This is a genomic window from Rhizobium sp. NZLR1b, from assembly GCF_019685155.1.
In the GTDB taxonomy this organism is placed as follows: domain Bacteria; phylum Pseudomonadota; class Alphaproteobacteria; order Rhizobiales; family Rhizobiaceae; genus Rhizobium.
This window is the reverse complement of record NZ_JABDWC010000001.1, coordinates 182,514-198,236: the sequence shown is the minus strand read 5'-3', so window position 1 is coordinate 198,236 and position 15,723 is coordinate 182,514. Positions and strand designations below refer to the sequence as shown.

The 15,723-nt window shown below is 60.8% G+C and carries 20 protein-coding genes; 17 read left to right on the top strand and 3 right to left on the bottom strand.

The window, feature by feature from the left end; all coding sequences use genetic code 11:
• Window positions 1–9 precede the first annotated feature (9 nt).
• From HJB84_RS00930 to HJB84_RS00900, 7 genes are all read left to right on the top strand, one after another.
• Window positions 10–606, top strand: coding sequence for a 2-hydroxychromene-2-carboxylate isomerase (locus tag HJB84_RS00930; RefSeq protein ID WP_207584830.1), 597 nt, complete (start codon window positions 10–12; stop codon window positions 604–606).
• A gap of 114 nt (window positions 607–720) precedes the next feature.
• Window positions 721–1,281 carry an FMN reductase gene (msuE, locus tag HJB84_RS00925; protein WP_221115011.1) on the top strand — a complete coding sequence of 187 codons (561 nt, stop codon included), beginning with the start codon at window positions 721–723 and terminating at the stop codon, window positions 1,279–1,281.
• An 11-nt stretch (window positions 1,282–1,292) separates the two neighbouring features.
• Entirely contained in the window at window positions 1,293–1,490 is a 198-nt protein-coding gene (locus tag HJB84_RS00920) for a hypothetical protein (protein WP_207584832.1), read from the top strand.
• A gap of 32 nt (window positions 1,491–1,522) precedes the next feature.
• Window positions 1,523–1,687, top strand: a complete 165-nt coding sequence (locus HJB84_RS00915) for a hypothetical protein (RefSeq protein WP_207584833.1) — start codon at window positions 1,523–1,525, stop codon at window positions 1,685–1,687.
• 13 nt (window positions 1,688–1,700) lie between these two features.
• Window positions 1,701–1,850, top strand: a complete 150-nt coding sequence (locus tag HJB84_RS00910) for a hypothetical protein (RefSeq protein ID WP_207584834.1) — start codon at window positions 1,701–1,703, stop codon at window positions 1,848–1,850.
• A complete protein-coding gene (locus tag HJB84_RS00905) occupies window positions 1,850–2,413 on the top strand; it encodes an alpha/beta hydrolase (RefSeq protein ID WP_207584835.1) in 564 nt (187 codons plus the stop codon). Before HJB84_RS00910 ends, HJB84_RS00905 begins: the two co-directional genes overlap by 1 nt.
• A gap of 11 nt (window positions 2,414–2,424) precedes the next feature.
• A complete protein-coding gene (locus tag HJB84_RS00900) occupies window positions 2,425–2,733 on the top strand; it encodes a hypothetical protein (RefSeq protein WP_207584836.1) in 309 nt (102 codons plus the stop codon).
• Window positions 2,734–2,739: 6 nt separating this feature from the next.
• Here HJB84_RS00900 and HJB84_RS00895 read toward each other — a convergent pair whose 3' ends face one another.
• The 3 genes from HJB84_RS00895 to tauA are packed head-to-tail and all read right to left on the bottom strand — an operon-like array spanning window position 2,740 to window position 5,450.
• The gene (locus tag HJB84_RS00895) at window positions 2,740–3,594 is read right to left on the bottom strand and encodes an ABC transporter permease subunit (RefSeq protein ID WP_221115010.1); all 855 of its coding nucleotides are present in this window, start codon (window positions 3,592–3,594) and stop codon (window positions 2,740–2,742) included.
• Window positions 3,591–4,379, bottom strand: a complete 789-nt coding sequence (locus HJB84_RS00890) for a taurine ABC transporter ATP-binding protein (protein WP_221115009.1) — start codon at window positions 4,377–4,379, stop codon at window positions 3,591–3,593. The genes HJB84_RS00895 and HJB84_RS00890 overlap by 4 nt, the downstream gene beginning before the upstream one ends.
• Window positions 4,380–4,436: 57 nt before the next feature.
• The gene (tauA, locus tag HJB84_RS00885; protein WP_207584839.1) at window positions 4,437–5,450 is read right to left on the bottom strand and encodes a taurine ABC transporter substrate-binding protein; all 1,014 of its coding nucleotides are present in this window, start codon (window positions 5,448–5,450) and stop codon (window positions 4,437–4,439) included.
• A gap of 213 nt (window positions 5,451–5,663) precedes the next feature.
• On the opposite strand from tauA, the gene HJB84_RS00880 reads away from it, so the two are divergent.
• From HJB84_RS00880 to HJB84_RS00835, 10 genes are all read left to right on the top strand, one after another.
• Window positions 5,664–7,034: an FAD/NAD(P)-binding protein gene (locus HJB84_RS00880; protein ID WP_207584840.1), complete on the top strand. Its 1,371-nt coding sequence runs from the start codon at window positions 5,664–5,666 to the stop codon at window positions 7,032–7,034.
• A gap of 247 nt (window positions 7,035–7,281) precedes the next feature.
• A complete protein-coding gene (locus HJB84_RS00875) occupies window positions 7,282–7,974 on the top strand; it encodes a GntR family transcriptional regulator (RefSeq protein ID WP_207584841.1) in 693 nt (230 codons plus the stop codon).
• 472 nt (window positions 7,975–8,446) lie between these two features.
• Window positions 8,447–9,049, top strand: a complete 603-nt coding sequence (locus tag HJB84_RS00870; protein ID WP_221115008.1) for an amino acid synthesis family protein — start codon at window positions 8,447–8,449, stop codon at window positions 9,047–9,049.
• Window positions 9,050–9,065: 16 nt separating this feature from the next.
• Window positions 9,066–9,911, top strand: a complete 846-nt coding sequence (locus HJB84_RS00865; protein ID WP_207584843.1) for an alpha/beta fold hydrolase — start codon at window positions 9,066–9,068, stop codon at window positions 9,909–9,911.
• A complete protein-coding gene (locus HJB84_RS00860) occupies window positions 9,908–10,843 on the top strand; it encodes a flavin reductase family protein (RefSeq protein WP_221115007.1) in 936 nt (311 codons plus the stop codon). Before HJB84_RS00865 ends, HJB84_RS00860 begins: the two co-directional genes overlap by 4 nt.
• Window positions 10,840–11,880, top strand: a complete 1,041-nt coding sequence (locus tag HJB84_RS00855; protein ID WP_221115006.1) for an LLM class flavin-dependent oxidoreductase — start codon at window positions 10,840–10,842, stop codon at window positions 11,878–11,880. The genes HJB84_RS00860 and HJB84_RS00855 overlap by 4 nt, the downstream gene beginning before the upstream one ends.
• A 4-nt stretch (window positions 11,881–11,884) precedes the next feature.
• Window positions 11,885–13,348, top strand: coding sequence for an aldehyde dehydrogenase (locus HJB84_RS00850; protein ID WP_221115005.1), 1,464 nt, complete (start codon window positions 11,885–11,887; stop codon window positions 13,346–13,348).
• Between the two features lie 5 nt (window positions 13,349–13,353).
• On the top strand, window positions 13,354–13,677 hold the full coding sequence (locus HJB84_RS00845; RefSeq protein ID WP_207584847.1) for an NIPSNAP family protein: 324 nt from the start codon (window positions 13,354–13,356) through the stop codon (window positions 13,675–13,677).
• Window positions 13,678–13,725: 48 nt separating this feature from the next.
• Window positions 13,726–14,736 (top strand): ABC transporter substrate-binding protein, encoded by a 1,011-nt coding sequence (locus tag HJB84_RS00840; RefSeq protein ID WP_221115004.1) that lies wholly within the window; start codon window positions 13,726–13,728, stop codon window positions 14,734–14,736.
• 114 nt (window positions 14,737–14,850) lie between these two features.
• Window positions 14,851–15,723: an ABC transporter permease gene (locus HJB84_RS00835; protein WP_207584849.1), complete on the top strand. Its 873-nt coding sequence runs from the start codon at window positions 14,851–14,853 to the stop codon at window positions 15,721–15,723.

Here is a 15,723-nt window from a genome sequence, read left to right as displayed (position 1 = left end):
ACGCCATCAGTGGCCAGAACGATAGAATACTTCTTTTCGATTGGGTCCCCCTGGTCCTACATCGGCTTCGACGCCTTCACCGAACTTGCCGCAGAGAACGACGTCGTCATCACGCCCTATCTGACGACGGTGGTCGAGGAAAATGGTGGCATCTTCTCACGCAACCGTCCGGAGATCCGGCGCGCCTACTGGACGCGGGACCTCAAACGCTGGGCGCGCGTGCGCGGCAAGGATTTGCGGCTCGAACATCGCCCGGAGCTCAGCGATCCGACGCCGGCCTCCCTCTTCGTGATTGCCGCCTATCTCGACGGGCAAGATTGGATCGGCGTTACCAGGGCCTTGCAGCATGCCTTCTGGAGCGAGGCGAGAGATATCGGCAAGCCCGATGTGCGCGAGGCGATCGTTGCCGCAGCGGGTTTCGATGGCGCAGCGCTTCTCCGGCGGCAAGCCGACGACGATGTCCAGAATAAATGGTCGGCAGACCGCGTGCATGCGCGCGACAGCGGCGTCTTCGGCTTTCCCACCTATGTCTATCATCGCGAGATTTACTGGGGGCAGGACAATTTGCCTTTCCTCGAACGTCATCTTCGCGGCGACAGGCCTTAGGTTGGATCATCAAGACGAATGTTTTTTCAACCGAGCGCCGAACGAGAGACGCCCATTCCTTTAATCCAGTAATTTTATAGACAATATTTGAAGCAACCATAGAGAGGAAAAACCATGTCAGGTTTCAAACTCGTCGGCATCGCCGGCAGCTTCAACCGTCCGTCGAAGACACTGGCACTTGTTCGGCATGTCGCCGACCGCGCGAGCCTCCGATACGGCTTTGCGAGCAAGACCTATGATCTGCACGATCTTGGTCCGTCGCTCGGCCGCGCCTTGTGGCGCAAGGACCTCGACGAGCAAGCCAGGCGTGTCGTCGACGAGATCGTCAAGGCCGATGCTTTGATTATCGGCTCGCCGACCTACAAGGGTTCCTATCCCGGTCTGTTCAAACACCTGATCGATCTGATCGACCCGCAGGAACTTCGGGGCAAGCCGATCATCATCACGGCGACGGGTGGCGGCGACCGACATGCATTGATGGTCGAGCATCAACTTCGGCCGCTGTTCGGTTTTTTCATGTCCCATACGCTGCCGACGGCTGTTTATGCGTCCGATCGCGATTTCGCGGATTACGCGGTCTCATCAGAAGCGCTTTCGAGCCGCATCAGCGAAGTCATCGGCGAATTGGCAGCCTTCTTTCCTGAAGCAAGACCGGTAATAGCGGCCGCCCAATAGGGATCGTTCCCATGGTTCGATCTCGGGAGGCCACGATGAACGATACGGAAAGACCGGGGGCAAGCGAGCAAATCTGGAGCGTATTCGAATTTGCTCGGCGATATCGCCTCGCCAAACGTGAAGAGAATCGCCTGCTGATGCTCTACGGACCAACAGCATCGCTTCGCGATCTGCTCGCCAATGCGCGACGTCATTCGCTGATTTCCTAACCGCGGAAGATGGTTCCAGACAGGAGGTTCGCATGAAACTTGATTTCCATTTCTGGCTGAGGCGCACGATCGGCCGCCTCCCCGAGCCTAAGGCGCGGGAGCCCGTAAACGCATTCTCCCGGGACGAAGAGCGGGACCGGTCGGCGCACGAATACGAGCTTCACTATTGGGGCGCGATGCCCGGACTTTGGTATTGAGGAGGGTGGTGTAATGGCAATCGTCATTGAGACCGGCTTCCGTCGGCCCGATAAGGGAAGAGCAACGGGCAGCGTCATCTCGCAGTTCAGGCATGCGGCAGGGATCCGCACGGTCGTCAGTTCCTTCACCTTCCTGTTCGCCCTGGTGATCGGGTTGATCTGATGAGCGACGTTCTTATTCTTCCAGGACTTTTCGGCTCGGGAGAGGGGCATTGGCAACAGCACTGGCTACAGGATCAGCCGGGCAGTTGTTGCGTCGTCCAGGATGACTGGGATCATCCGGACCTCGACAACTGGCTGCCGCGGCTGGAAGGCGCGCTTGAAGAGGCCGGTGAGGCATATCTGGTTGCCCATAGTCTTGGATGCCTGCTCGCCGCAAGGCTGGCCGGGCGAAGCGCTGCCCGGCGCGTGAAAGGGGCATTGCTCGTTGCGCCATGCGATCTGCCGGTCACGGAAATTCTGCATCCGGGGCATATCGCCTTCGACGGCATGCCGACGGCGCCGCTGCCGTTTCCGAGCATCGTCGTCGGCAGCATGAACGACGCCTACATGACGGTCGATCGGCTGACCCTTTTCGGCCGGCTGTGGAAGGCCGAAACCAGGAATATCGGCCTTGCCGGGCACATCAATATCGCCAGTGGTTTTGGCCGCTGGCGTAACGGCTATCGGCTGCTGGATGCCTTGACGGCGCGCATCGTTTCCGCGCGGCCGGCTTTTGCGATGTGAATGGAGGCGGAATGTCGGACATTGTCGATGATCTCCTGCGCCTCAGCGAAGATCCGAATAGCGACCCTAAAAGTAGGCGCCGGCAAACCATGGAGCGTTTGGTGCAGACGCTGCTCACCATGGCCGATGCCGAAATTGGGCCGGAAGAGGCGCAACATCGCCATTCGATCATCCATTTAACGACGATTATCGGCGACATGACGGGCACGATCGCGGAGGCCGACGATCCGACATTTGCGGCGATCGTCAGGGAGGCGGCGGTGCTGATCCGCAGCCTGCAGCGGCGTCAGGCCGATGCGGCCAGATTTACGGTGCATTGATCCTCCTCAGAGCTTGCCTTTCCAGGGCAGGAGGAATGCCTCCAGAAAGCGGAGGGCGGCCGAGAAGGTGAAGGCGCAGATCGCGATGATGCCGATGCCGACGAAGACGACGTCGGTCGCCAGGAACTGCGACGCCGACATGATCATGAAACCGATCCCGCGCGTAGACGCGATCAGTTCGGCGGCGACCAGCGTGCCCCAGCCGACGCCAAGCGCAATGCGGATGCCCGTAAGGATCTCGGGCAGGGCGGAGGGAAAGACGATATCGATGAAAAGCTGCAGCCGGCTCGCGCCCAGCGAACGGGCGGCATTGACCCGCTCGATCGGCAGTGACCGAACGCCCGCCTGGGCCGAGAGGCAGATCGGTGCGAACATCGCAAGCACGAGCAGCGTGATCTTCGACGTTTCGCCAATGCCGAGCCAGATGATCATCAGCGGCAGGTAGGAGAGGGGCGGAAGCGGCCAGTAGAACTCGATCGGCGCGTCGAGCACACCTTTCGCCCAGCGGTTCAGGCCCATGAGCAATCCGAGCGGAATGCCGACGGAGATGGCGACGAGGGCTGCGACCACGATGCGGAACAGGCTTGCAAAGACATGTTCGGACAGCGACGCGCCGGCATAACCGTCGCGATAGATGACGCCGATCTGCGTCAGCACCTCATCCGGACGCGGCAGGAACAGGTGTGGTACGACACCGAGCGTGGACACAAGCCACCACAGCAGCAGTATCGCCAGGGCGGCGGCAATGCTGACGGCCACAGTCGATTTCTCACCGGCGCCGAAGCTTGCCATTTTCACCAGCTTGACCTGGCGGTCTTCTACATCAGCCGCAATCGGCGGAGCCTGGACGATATCGCTCATGCGGCGCTCCTGAGGTCTTCGGTGCTGTGCAGAATGGCGCGGATTTCCTCGCGCAGCTCGGCAAATTGCGGCGACGCCTTGATCGATCTTGCATCGCCGGTTTCGGCGAAGCGGCGGATGAAATCGAGATCGAAGCGCGCCACGACGCGCCCTGGCCGAGGCGACATGACCAGGACCTGCGTGCCCAGGAACAAGGCCTCTTCGATCGAGTGGGTGATGAAGAAAACCTTCTTTGCCGTTTTATCCCAAATGGAAACCAGCAGTTCCTGCATCTGCTCGCGTGTCAGGCTGTCAAGCGCGCCGAACGGTTCGTCCATCAGCAGGATGTCGGGATTTGTCGCGAGAGCTCGGGCGATGCCGACCCGCTGGCGCATGCCGCCCGACAGCTCGTAGGGAAAGGCGCCGGCGAATTCGTCGAGGCCGACGAGCCGGAGCAGCTCGAGGGCGCGCGTTCGGCGCTCCTTCCGATTTATGCCGGCGAATTTTAGGCCGAGGGCGACGTTGTCGGCCACCGATTTCCAGGGCAGCAGCGCATCTTTCTGAAAGACGACGCCGCGATCGGCACCTGGCCGTTCGACCGCGCGGCCGTCGAGCGTGATCCGGCCATCGGAAAGCGGAAGGAAGCCGGCAATCGCGTTGAGAAGAGTTGATTTGCCGCATCCCGAGGCGCCGAGCGCGACGACGAAACCACGTTCGGGAATATCGAAGGAAACGCGGTCGAGCGCGTGAACGGTCCGCCCATCGCGGGCTGCGAAGAAAACGCAGGCGTGATCGACTTTAAGCATGGTGCCACTCGCAGTTTCGACGCCGGCGCGCGACTTTCGCGCCGGCGTCATGGAGGATCAGTTGCTGACGCCGGCAAGCGCGTCTGCGGTGACGAACGTGCCGTAATTTTCCAGCACGTCGGAGACTTTGCCCTGTTCCTTCAGGAACGATGCCGTGTCCTTGAGGATCTTTCCGGCACCCGCTTTCTCCCCGCCGCCGAGCCAGGCGTCTGATGCCTGGGCCTCGGGTGTCAGCAGCGTCAGGTTCTTCAGAGCCGAGGCCTGCTGCTCCGGCGTTCCGCCGAGAAGTTTGGAGAGCGACTTGGCATTGTCGCTGTCGGGACCCCAGGCGGCTTTGTCCGAGGCGAAGGACGCGTAGTATTTGTTGATGACCGAGGCGAAGCCCTTCAGGAATTCCGGGTTGTCGGCAGCAAACGCCGAGGTCGCAACCCAGGCCGAGAACGTCGGCGCACCCTTGTCCGCCACGTCTTTGGAGGTCACGAGAACCTTTCCGGTCTTCTTGAGTTCGGTCAGAGCCGGATCCCAAACGAAACCGCCGTCGATATCGCCGCGATTATAGCTCGCGACGATTTCGGGCTGAGGGATCGCGAAGACCTGAACGTCTTTCTCGGTTAGACCAAGCGATTTGACGAGCGCCAGCAGCTGATAGTGGTCCGTGGAAACAGGTGCGGCGGCAAGCTTCTTGCCCTTCAGATCGTTCAGGCTTTCGATGCCGGACCCGTTGCGGACGACGAGCGCCTCGTCGATGCCGGAGATGGACGCCAGGTAGAAGGCCTTGACCTCGAGCCCGCGCGATACCGCAGCCGCAAACGGACTGGAGCCGACATAGCCGACCTGGACGTCGCCTGAGGCAATAGCCGCAAAGATTTCGGCGCCCGAATTGAACCTGCGGAAATCGATGTCGTATCCGGTATCCCTAGCGAATTCGCCGTTTGCGATCGCCACCGAAGACGGCAAGGCATCGGTTTGATAGCCGACGACGACCTTTTTGTCCGCCGCCTCAGTGACGGCCGCCGTTGCCAGAGTGCCGACGCCGACGGCGATTGCGGCAACCAAATTTCTGAAATTCATCTTGAGCCCCGTTGTTTGAGAGCCGATCGGCCCCTTGATTTCACCCTCAAAAGCCTAAGGTTGAGAATGGGCTGGCGGGAGAAATAACAAACTATATTTATAGACTATACAGATAATTGTTTTCGCGATTCGGCCGCTTGTGCAATCTGCTGGACCGGCGAGTGGCGGCAGGGCCCGAATGACGAAAGATTACCAGGCTTCAGGGAGAATGCGTTGATATACGATGTGATCGTCGTCGGTTCCGGTTTTTCAGCGATAGCTGTGACCTGCAATCTCATCGAGCAGCTTCCCGCTTCGGCGAAGGTTGCCGTCGTGGGTGACGATCCCGGTTTCGGGCGCGGAACGGCATACCGGACGGAACTCTATCTCCATCGCCTCAACGTTCCCGCGGGCCGCATGAGCCTGCTGCCCCATCATCCCGACGATTTTGTCGACTGGCTGAAAAACCGTGGACGCCTGACGCAGGCAGGCGATTTCGCCTCGCGCGGCGATTACGGTCTTTATGTCAGGGACACGCTTGCGCGGCTGCTTCGAAAGCGGGACGGCCGTTGCCGGGTCGATTTCATCAAGGCCAAAGCGGCGGGATGCGTGGAACGCTACAAGACTACGCTCGCCTTCCAACTCGGCAACGGCGACGAGATTGCCGGGAAGAATGTCGTGCTGTGCCTTGGCGTCGGAAATGCGAACCTTCCGGTCGATCCGGCCGGCGTCCCATCATCTCTGCGATCGCGGATCATCGAGAACCCGTGGCGGCTCTCGTGGCTGAGGCGCGTCGCACCGTCTGATGCAGTCTGCATCCTCGGCTCCGGCCTGACGATGATCGATCAGGTTCTCGCCCTTCGCGCCCATGGCCATAGAGGCAGGATCGACGTGCTTTCGCGGCGCGGGTTGGCACCGCTCGGACATGCGAGGACGCCGCCGGCGCCTGTGCCGATCGACGTTGAGACGCTTCCCGGTACGATCAGCGGCCTATTGAAGACTTTGCGGGCGAGGAGCAGAGAGGTCGCCGACTGGCGCGCCGTGATGGACGGCCTGAGGCCGGTCACACAGGCTCTCTGGCAGCGGCTTTCGAGCGAGGAGCGGGTGCGTTTCTTGCGGCATGCGCTTCCCTGGTGGAACATCCACCGTCACCGGGTCGCGCCGGAGGTGTTCGCCGGGTTCGAGAAACTGATCTCGGAAGGAACCGTTCGCTTCCATGCAGGTTTCCTGAAATCGCTCGGCCCTTGGGAAGACGGGCTCGTCGCCGGCTACAGGGTCAGAGCCCAACGTGAGATCGCTGAGATCAGGGCGGACTGGCTGGTCAACTGCACGGGAATGGAGCGTGCCGGGATCAGCCATTCGCCGCTTTTGAAGGAGATGAACCGGCTTCAGCTGATCGTTCCTGATCCTCTTGGCCTCGGCATCCGGGTGGATGCGGCTTCCGAGGTGATGGCTCCGTCCCGGATCTCGCCTCCTCGGCTGTTTGCTGTCGGCGCCTTGACGGCAGGGCAATTCTGGGAGATCACCGCCGTTCCCGACATTCGGGTCCAGGCAAAAGCCGTGGTCGAAGGGATCGTCAGGGCGAGGCCCAATTCCGACGCTTAGAACATGTCGCGCAAAAGTGTGCAGCGGTTTTGCGATGACGACCTGCGCAAAACCAAAGACCTAAAGCGTGGCAAGCGAATCTGAAAGATCGCGACGCGCTTTAGGCTGACAATATCCTCGGCACGGTGCTGTTGAATTGCTGGCCGCCGACGGCTACAGTATTTGGTAGGCCATAATACGATTCCTGAATTCGGCTGCCGCAGCGGAACTTGAGCATGCGAAAGTCAATCCAACACTGAGGTACAGCATGAGCGGTGCTCTTAAGGACGCAATCAGAGTCGAGCGTCCTGCAAAGACATTGCGGGAATTGGCGCTCGACAAGGTCCGCGAAGCCATCGTCAACGGATACTTTCGTCCCGGAGACCGCCTTGTCGAGCGCGACCTCTGCGCCCAGCTCGGCGTCAGCCGGACGGTCGTGCGCGAGGTGCTGAGACATCTGGAATCGGAAGGGCTCGTCGCCAATCTGCCGAACAAGGGACCGATCGTCGCCCTGCTGGATATCGAGGAAGCCAAACAGATCTATGAGATCCGTGGTGCGCTCGAAGGCATGGCGGCGCGGCTGTGTGCGGAGCGTGGCAGCCCGGAAATCGTCGCCGCGCTCGAAGAATCGCTGACCGCAATCCGCAACAGTTATCGCGACGGCGATATGACGGCTGTGCTAGCCAATACCTCTTCCTTCTATCAAACGCTGTTCACCAGGGTTGACAGGCATGTCGCCTGGGGCGTCGTCAACCTCCTCACCGTGCGCATAAACCACCTGCGCTCGATGACCATCAAGACGGAAAGGCGCGACATTGAAGGGCCGCTGCAGATGTCTAAGATCATCGACGCCATCCGCCGCGGCGACGGCGAGGGCGCCCAGCGGGCGGCGATGGATCATGTCGCGGCCGCCAGCGTAATTGCCGAAGCGGTGCTGTCCGCCCAGAAGACTGCCGAATAGGGCGTAGCGCCGCGCGGTTTTCAAGACGGTCGCCGTCCTACTACTCTATTGTTGCATCTCTTCGCGCGCACCTGTCTCGCTGGAAGACGGCCAGCATGGAGTTGTCGCATCGACATTTGTCGATGCCTCTGCCGCATTTCGCAATCACGTTCCGCGGAATGAAGAGAATTCAAACTCCAAGCTTGACACCCAACTTTGCTCGATGTGATGGTATGCCATAATCAATAATATATAAGGCGGTATCATATAGTCTGGGATAATTTTGACGTTCTGACGTGTCGCGCCGCTGCAGGCCGCCGCCGTGCCGTCCGGCTCTCGACAACACGCTGAATGAACAAAGCGCTTTCGGGCGTTGGAGCGCATACGCGCCAAATTCGTGATTCGTCGGACTTTGCTGCGTCTTCGCCGAAACCAAGTTGACACTCATATATTATGGTATACCATAATACTGAATAGAGAGATGAGGTGCTCCATGGCCATTCAAATTCGCAAGACCGGACTGCAGATCGAAACGACGCTGATCGAAGGCGGCAAGACCGCGGCGGTGCCGCTAAAGCTGTTTTCCGCCTTCGCGGTCGTGAAGAACCCCTGGGCGAGCCGCGGCTTCGTCGAAGACCTCAAGCCCGAAATCCATGCGGGCGCTCCGGTTCTCGGCGAATTGCTGACCAAGATGATCATCGATGCGGTCGGTTCCGGCGAGGCTGTCGAAGCCTATGGCAAGGCCGCCGTCGTCGGCCTGGACGGCGAGATCGAACATGCCTCCGCGCTGATCCACACGCTGCGCTTCGGCAATTTTTATCGTCATGCCGTCGGCGCCAAGTCCTATCTCGCCTTCTGCAACACCCGTGGCCCCGCCAATGCGCCGATCATGATCCCGCTGATGGACAAGAACGACGAAGGCCGCCGCTCGCATTATCTGACCATCCAGACCTCGATCCCCGACGCGCCTGCCGCCGACGAGATCGTCGTGGCGCTTGGCGCTTCGGTGGGTGGACGTCCTCATCACCGCATTGGCGATCGCTATCAGGATCTAAAAGATCTTGGGCAGGACGTCGCCAATCCTGCGGGCGTTTGAAAGTGTGGGCGCTGAGATGCTGACAGCCGGATCGATCTCAGGCGCCGCTGCAGCAAAGAGCGCCGCCGGTGACCTGCCCCGAAAGAAGACGGCAAGTGGAACGGCCTATCACGAGGCCGGCAGCGGCGAGCCGCTGGTTCTTATTCATGGCGTCGGCATGCGGCTTGAGGCCTGGGCGCCGCAGATCGCATTTCTGTCGGCCGGCCATCGTGTCATCGCCGTCGACATGCCGGGACATGGCGAGAGCGTAAAATTGCCGGCGGGCAGCCGCCTCGAGGAGTTCGTCGCCTGGTTCGGGCGCTTTCTCGACGAGATGGCGATCGACACAGCGAACGTTGCCGGCCACTCGATGGGAGCGCTGGTATCGGGAGGGGCGGCTGCGACGTTCGGCGAACGTATCAGCCGTGTCGCTTACCTCAACGGCGTCTACAGGCGTGACCGGCAAGCAAAGGCTGCCGTGCTCGCACGGGCAGCCGCCATTCCGGTGACGGGCGTGGACAAGGAAGGCCCGCTGGTTCGCTGGTTCGGCGATGATCCGGACAGCGTCGTTGCGCGGGAACGGACGCGGAAATGGCTCAACCTCGTCGATCCGGAAGGGTATGCTGTCGCTTACGCCGCCTTCGCCGGAGGAGACGAGACCTATGCCGATCGTTGGAAAGACGTGGCTGGTCCGGCCCTGTTTCTGACGGGGTCCGATGATCCGAATTCGACGCCCTTGATGGCGACGCAAATGGCGGCGCTCGCGCCCCGGGGCTGGGCCCGCATCGTGGAGGGTCATCGTCATATGGTGAACCTGACCGCGCCTGATATCGTCAATTCGCTGCTCGCTGAGTGGCTGTCGTTCGGGGAGGATGAGCGATGACAATCCAGACTGTCGACCCAAGAGCATTGCGTGATGCATTCGGAGCTTTTCCGACCGGCGTGACGGTCGTCACTGCCTGCGACGCGGATGGAAATCCGATCGGCTTCACGGCGAACTCCTTCACATCAGTGTCGCTCAATCCGCCTTTGCTTCTCGTTTGTCTTGCCAAGACGTCGCGCAATTTCGCGACGATGACCGGAGCACAGCATTTTGCGATCAACGTGCTTTCGGAAACCCAGAAAGACGTGTCGAACACTTTTGCGCGGCCGGTCGAAGACAGGTTTGCAGCGGTCGAATGGAACAAGGGGGCGGCGGGCTGCCCGATCTTCTCAAATGTGGCGGCCTGGTTCGAATGCGCCATGGATCAGGTCGTCGAGGCTGGCGACCATGTCATTCTGATGGGGCGCATCGAAGCGTTCGACAATAGCGGCCGCAATGGTCTCGGCTATGCGCGTGGCGGTTATTTCACCCCAACGCTCGCCAGCAAGGCGGTTTCCGCGGCAAGCGAAGGCAATATCGAACTCGCGGCCGTCGTTGAGCGCCGTGGAGAGGTTCTGCTGCTCGGCGAGGATGTGCTCTCCCTGCCAAGCGTCGACGCCCATGACGGCAACCCGACCGAGACGCTGGAAAAGTATCTGGAGGCGCTCACCGGGCTGAAGGTCAGCATCGGCTTCCTCTATTCGGTTTATCAGGGCAAGAGCGACGGCAAGCAGCACATTGTCTATCACGCCGTTGCCAGCGACGGCGAGCCTACCGGCGGCAGGTTCGTGAAACCCGACGCACTGGCTGCGGCAAAATTCAAGACCAGTTCGACCGCCGATATCGTCAATCGTTTTGCGATGGAAAGCTCGATCGGCAATTTCGGCGTCTATTTCGGTGACGAGACCGGCGGCACCGTTCATCCCATTCCAGCCAAGGGCGCAAAAGCATGAAGTTCTCCCTCTTCGTCCATATGGAACGGCTCGACGCCAGCCAGAGCCATAAGAGCCTCTATGAGGAATTCGTCGCGCTCTGCGAGATCGCCGACGAGGGTGGCATGCATGCGATCTGGACCGGCGAGCACCATGCCATGGACTTCACCATCGCACCCAACCCGTTCGTGACCATTGCCGATCTCGCCCGCCGCACATCGCGGGCAAGGCTCGGGACGGGCACGGTGATCGCCCCCTTCTGGCATCCGATCAAGCTCGCCGGCGAGGCTGCTATGGCCGACATCATCTGCGACGGAAGGCTCGACATCGGGATTGCGCGCGGCGCCTATTCTTTCGAATACGAACGCCTGCTGCCCGGCCTCGATGCCTGGGGGGCTGGCCAGCGCATGCGCGAACTCATCCCGGCGGTCAAGGGCATCTGGAACGGCGACTATGCCCATGACGGGGAATTCTTCAAATTCCCCGCAACCACCTCGGCGCCGAAGCCGCTGCAGCAGCCGAACCCGCCGATCTGGGTCGCGGCGCGCGATCCGAACTCGCACGAATTTGCCGTCGCCAACGGCTGCAACGTTCAGGTCACACCGCTCTGGCAGGGTGACGACGAGGTTCAGTCGCTGATGGAACGCTTCAACGATGCCTGCGCCAAGAACCCGGATATCGAGCGGCCGAAGATCATGCTCCTGCGCCACACCTATGTCGGCTCGTCAGAAGAAGACGTCGCCCAGGCCGCCCATGAACTGAGCGTTTATTACAATTATTTCTTTGCCTGGTTCAAGAATGAGAAGCCGGTTACCCAAGGCCTGATCGAACGGATTCCGGACGAGCAAATCCGAGCGAACGCCATGCTTTCGGATCAGGTCATGCGCACCAACAATGTCGTTGGTAACGCCCGGACCGTCATCGACCGGCTGAAGGCCTATGAGGCGCTCGGTTACGACGAATATTCCTTCTGGATCGACACCGGTATGAGTTTCGAGCGCAAGAAAGCGTCGCTCGAGCGCTTCATTACCGAGGTCATGCCGGCATTTCAGGAGTAAGACCATGCGGCGTTTTCAGCACTATATCGATGGAGAATTCTCGGACGGCGAGGTTTCCTATCCGAGCATCGATCCGGCGACCGGCGCGGTCTGGGCCGATATGCCCGAAGCGCGCGAAGGGGATGTCGATCGGGCTGTGAATGCTGCCGACCGGGCGCTTTATGACGGCCCGTGGGCGAAACTGACGGCCACCCAACGCGGCAAGCTGCTCTACAAGCTGGCAGACCTGGTTGCCGTCAACGCCCAGATCCTCGCGGAACTGGAGACGCGCGACACCGGCAAGATCATCCGCGAGACATCCGCGCAGATCGCTTATGTCGCCGAATATTATCGTTATTATGCCGGCATCGCAGACAAGATCGAAGGCGCCTACCTGCCGATCGACAAGCCGGATATGGACGTCTGGCTTCGCCGCGAGCCGATCGGTGTCGTTGCGATGGTGGTGCCCTGGAACAGCCAGCTCTTCCTGTCTGCGGTGAAGATCGGCCCGGCGCTCGCCGCCGGCTGCACGATGGTGGTCAAGGCCTCGGAAGACGGGCCGGCGCCGCTTCTCGAATTTGCACGCCTGGTGCATGAGGCGGGCTTTCCCGCCGGTGTCGTCAACATCATCACCGGTTTCGGCTCCTCCTGTGGGGCCGCCCTCGGCCGTCACCCGAAGGTCGCACATGTCGCCTTCACCGGCGGTCCTGAAACCGCGCGGCACGTCGTTCGAAACTCAGCCGAAAACCTCGCCTCCACTTCGCTTGAACTCGGCGGCAAGTCCCCCTTCATCGTCTTTGCCGACGCCGACCTCGAAAGTGCGGCCAATGCCCAGGTTGCGGGCATTTTCGCTGCGACCGGGCAGAGCTGCGTGGCCGGATCGCGCCTGATCGTCGAACGCAGCGTCAAGGACAAATTCGTCGCCCTGCTGCGGGAGAAGGCCGAGGCGATCCGGATCGGCGCGCCGCTTGATAGGGCGACCGAAGTCGGCCCGCTTGCCACCAAGCGCCAGCAGGACAATATCGGCGCCCTCGTTGAGAGATCGATCGAAAGCGGCGCCCATCTCGTCACGGGCGGACGCAAGATCGATGGCGAAGGTTATTACTTCCAACCGACGATCCTCGACTGCGACGATGTCGCCTCGCCCTCGCTGATCGAGGAATTCTTCGGGCCGGTTCTCTCCGTCGTCTCCTTCGAGACCGAGGCGGAGGCGCTGAGGCTTGCCAACGACACCCGCTACGGCCTGGCCTCCGGCGTCTTCACCCAGAACCTCACCCGGGCGCACCGGCTGATGAAGGGGCTCCGCGCCGGCATCGTCTGGGTCAACACCTACCGAGCCGTATCGCCGATCGCGCCGTTCGGCGGCTTCGGCCTGTCGGGCCACGGCAGGGAAGGCGGCATGGCCGCGGCTCTCGATTATACCCGGACCAAGACGATCTGGCTGAGGACCTCGGACGATCCGATCCCCGATCCCTTCGTGATGAGGTGACGCCGATGTTTTACGAAATCCGCACCTATCGGCTGAAGAACGGAACGATCCCGCAATATCTCAAGGTCGTCGAGGAAGAGGGGATCGAGATCCAGAAGAGCCATCTTGGCACGCTGGTCGGTTACTTCTTCTCGGAGATCGGCACGATCAACGAGATCGTCCACATCTGGGCGTTTACAAGCCTGGATGACAGAGAGGCGAGACGCCAGCGGCTTCTGGCCGATCCCCGGTGGCAGGCCTTTCTGCCCAAGATTCGCGACCTCATCGAGGTGGCGGAAAACAAGATTATGAAGCCAGCAAGCTTTTCTCCCAGGAGCAACGCGCACTGACGACATAACGCATACCCGTAGGACAAACCAAAACAGGGATAAGGGAACATGAAAACGACATTTGCATTCGCGGCGGTTGCCGCATTCGTGGCCGTCTCCGCGCCGGCACACGCCGACAACATGGTCTTCTCGAGCTGGGGCGGAACGACCCAGGATGCCCAGAAGGCGGCATGGGCAAGCCCCTTCACCGAAAAGACCGGCATCACCGTCGTGCAGGACGGCCCGACCGACTACGGCAAGCTCAAGGCCATGGTCGAGGCCGGCGAAGTCACCTGGGACGTCGTCGACGTCGAAGGCGATTATGCCGCCCAGGCCGGCAAGACCGGCCAGCTCGAGAAGCTCGACTTCTCCGTCATCGACAAATCCAAGCTCGATCCGCGTTTCGTCACCGACTATTCGGTCGGCAGCTTCTATTATTCCTTCGTCATCGGCTGCAATGTCGATGCCGTCAAAGCCTGCCCGAAGACATGGGCCGATCTGTTCGACACGGCCAAGTTTCCCGGCAAGCGCACATTCTACAAGTGGTCGGCTCCCGGCGTGATCGAAGCCGCACTACTTGCCGACGGCGTGCCTGCCGACAAGCTTTATCCGCTCGATCTCGACCGCGCCTTCAAGAAGCTCGATACGATCAAATCGGACATCATCTGGTGGTCGGGCGGCGCACAGTCGCAGCAGCTGCTGGCATCGGCCGAAGCGCCCTTCGGCAGCGTCTGGAACGGCCGCATGACGGCGCTTGCGGCGACGGGCATCAAGGTGGAAACCTCCTGGGAACAGAACATCACCGCCGCCGATGCGCTCGTCGTGCCGAAGGGTTCGCCGAATGTCGAAGCTGCGATGAAGTTCATTGCACTGGCCACCTCGGCCGAACCGCAGGCCGCCCTCGCAAAAGCCACCGGGTATGCGCCGATCAACCTTGACTCGGCCAAGCTGATGGATCCGGAAACGGCAAAGACCCTGCCGGACCAGCAGACGGCAAGCCAGGTCAACGCCGATATGAGCTACTGGGCCGATAATCGCGATGCCATCGGCGAGAAGTGGTACGCTTGGCAGGCGAAATAAGCTGAAACTTGAGATCAACGGGCACGGCGAAGGTTCGCCGTGTCCCGCGCAGCGCCGGTGCGAAATCGATTGCACCTCGGCGCCTGCGGAAATTGACGGGTGGGAAGGACTGTCATGTCGACGTATAGCGATCTCTCCGGCGTAATTACGCCCTTGCCAAAGGTCCGCAGGCCAACAGGTTTTAGCGGAGTCGTTCCGGCTTTCGCCTTTGTGAGCATCTTTTTCATCGTGCCGGTGGCGATACTCCTGTTGCGAAGCGTGCTGGAACCCGTGCCGGGTCTGGGAAACTATGCGCAGCTGATCGGGTCTGCGACCTATCTCAAGATTTTCGCCAATACTTTCATCGTCTCGGGTCTCGTCACGGTGATTTCGCTCGCGATCGGTTTTCCCGTCGCCTGGGCGCTGGCGATCATGCCGGGACGGCTGACGTCGGTGATTTTTGCGATCCTGCTCCTGTCGATGTGGACCAACCTTTTGGCCCGCACCTATGCCTGGATGGTGCTCCTGCAGCGGACCGGGCTGATCAACAAGATGCTGATGGGAATGGGCCTGATCGACCAGCCGCTGGCGCTCGTCAACAATCTGACGGGCGTGACGATCGGCATGACCTATATCATGCTGCCTTTCATCATCCTGCCGCTCTATGGCGTGATCAAGAAGATCGACCCGTCGACGCTGCAGGCGGCGGCACTTTGCGGCGCCAATCGGTGGCAGTGCCTGACCCGTGTTCTCCTGCCGTTGGCGACGCCCGGCATGGCGGCCGGCGCACTGATGGTCTTCGTCATGTCGCTTGGCTATTTCGTCACGCCGTCGCTTCTCGGCGGCACCGCCAACATGATGCTCGCCGAATTGATCGCACAATTCGTGCAGTCGCTGGTCAACTGGGGAATGGGGGGTGCTGCGGCGCTGGTCCTGCTGGTGGTGACCCTGTCGCTTTATACCGTGCAGCTGCGATTCTTCGGCAACCAGAATCCGGGGGGACGTTGA

Excerpts from the sequence above, each read along its gene's own strand:
- HJB84_RS00845 (WP_207584847.1), top strand. The coding sequence starts at position 13,354 with ATGTTTTACGAAATCCGCACCTATCGGCTGAAGAACGGAACGATCCCG.
- HJB84_RS00905 (WP_207584835.1), top strand. The coding sequence starts at position 1,850 with ATGAGCGACGTTCTTATTCTTCCAGGACTTTTCGGCTCGGGAGAGGGG.
- HJB84_RS00915 (WP_207584833.1), top strand. The coding sequence starts at position 1,523 with ATGAAACTTGATTTCCATTTCTGGCTGAGGCGCACGATCGGCCGCCTC.
- tauA (WP_207584839.1), bottom strand. The coding sequence starts at position 5,450 with ATGAATTTCAGAAATTTGGTTGCCGCAATCGCCGTCGGCGTCGGCACT.
- HJB84_RS00855 (WP_221115006.1), top strand. The coding sequence starts at position 10,840 with ATGAAGTTCTCCCTCTTCGTCCATATGGAACGGCTCGACGCCAGCCAG.
- HJB84_RS00870 (WP_221115008.1), top strand. The coding sequence starts at position 8,447 with ATGGCCATTCAAATTCGCAAGACCGGACTGCAGATCGAAACGACGCTG.
- msuE (WP_221115011.1), top strand. The coding sequence starts at position 721 with ATGTCAGGTTTCAAACTCGTCGGCATCGCCGGCAGCTTCAACCGTCCG.
- HJB84_RS00835 (WP_207584849.1), top strand. The coding sequence starts at position 14,851 with ATGTCGACGTATAGCGATCTCTCCGGCGTAATTACGCCCTTGCCAAAG.
- HJB84_RS00840 (WP_221115004.1), top strand. The coding sequence starts at position 13,726 with ATGAAAACGACATTTGCATTCGCGGCGGTTGCCGCATTCGTGGCCGTC.
- HJB84_RS00890 (WP_221115009.1), bottom strand. The coding sequence starts at position 4,379 with ATGCTTAAAGTCGATCACGCCTGCGTTTTCTTCGCAGCCCGCGATGGG.
- HJB84_RS00875 (WP_207584841.1), top strand. The coding sequence starts at position 7,282 with ATGAGCGGTGCTCTTAAGGACGCAATCAGAGTCGAGCGTCCTGCAAAG.
- HJB84_RS00910 (WP_207584834.1), top strand. The coding sequence starts at position 1,701 with ATGGCAATCGTCATTGAGACCGGCTTCCGTCGGCCCGATAAGGGAAGA.
- HJB84_RS00850 (WP_221115005.1), top strand. The coding sequence starts at position 11,885 with ATGCGGCGTTTTCAGCACTATATCGATGGAGAATTCTCGGACGGCGAG.
- HJB84_RS00920 (WP_207584832.1), top strand. The coding sequence starts at position 1,293 with ATGGTTCGATCTCGGGAGGCCACGATGAACGATACGGAAAGACCGGGG.
- HJB84_RS00895 (WP_221115010.1), bottom strand. The coding sequence starts at position 3,594 with ATGAGCGATATCGTCCAGGCTCCGCCGATTGCGGCTGATGTAGAAGAC.
- HJB84_RS00860 (WP_221115007.1), top strand. The coding sequence starts at position 9,908 with ATGACAATCCAGACTGTCGACCCAAGAGCATTGCGTGATGCATTCGGA.
- HJB84_RS00865 (WP_207584843.1), top strand. The coding sequence starts at position 9,066 with ATGCTGACAGCCGGATCGATCTCAGGCGCCGCTGCAGCAAAGAGCGCC.
- HJB84_RS00900 (WP_207584836.1), top strand. The coding sequence starts at position 2,425 with ATGTCGGACATTGTCGATGATCTCCTGCGCCTCAGCGAAGATCCGAAT.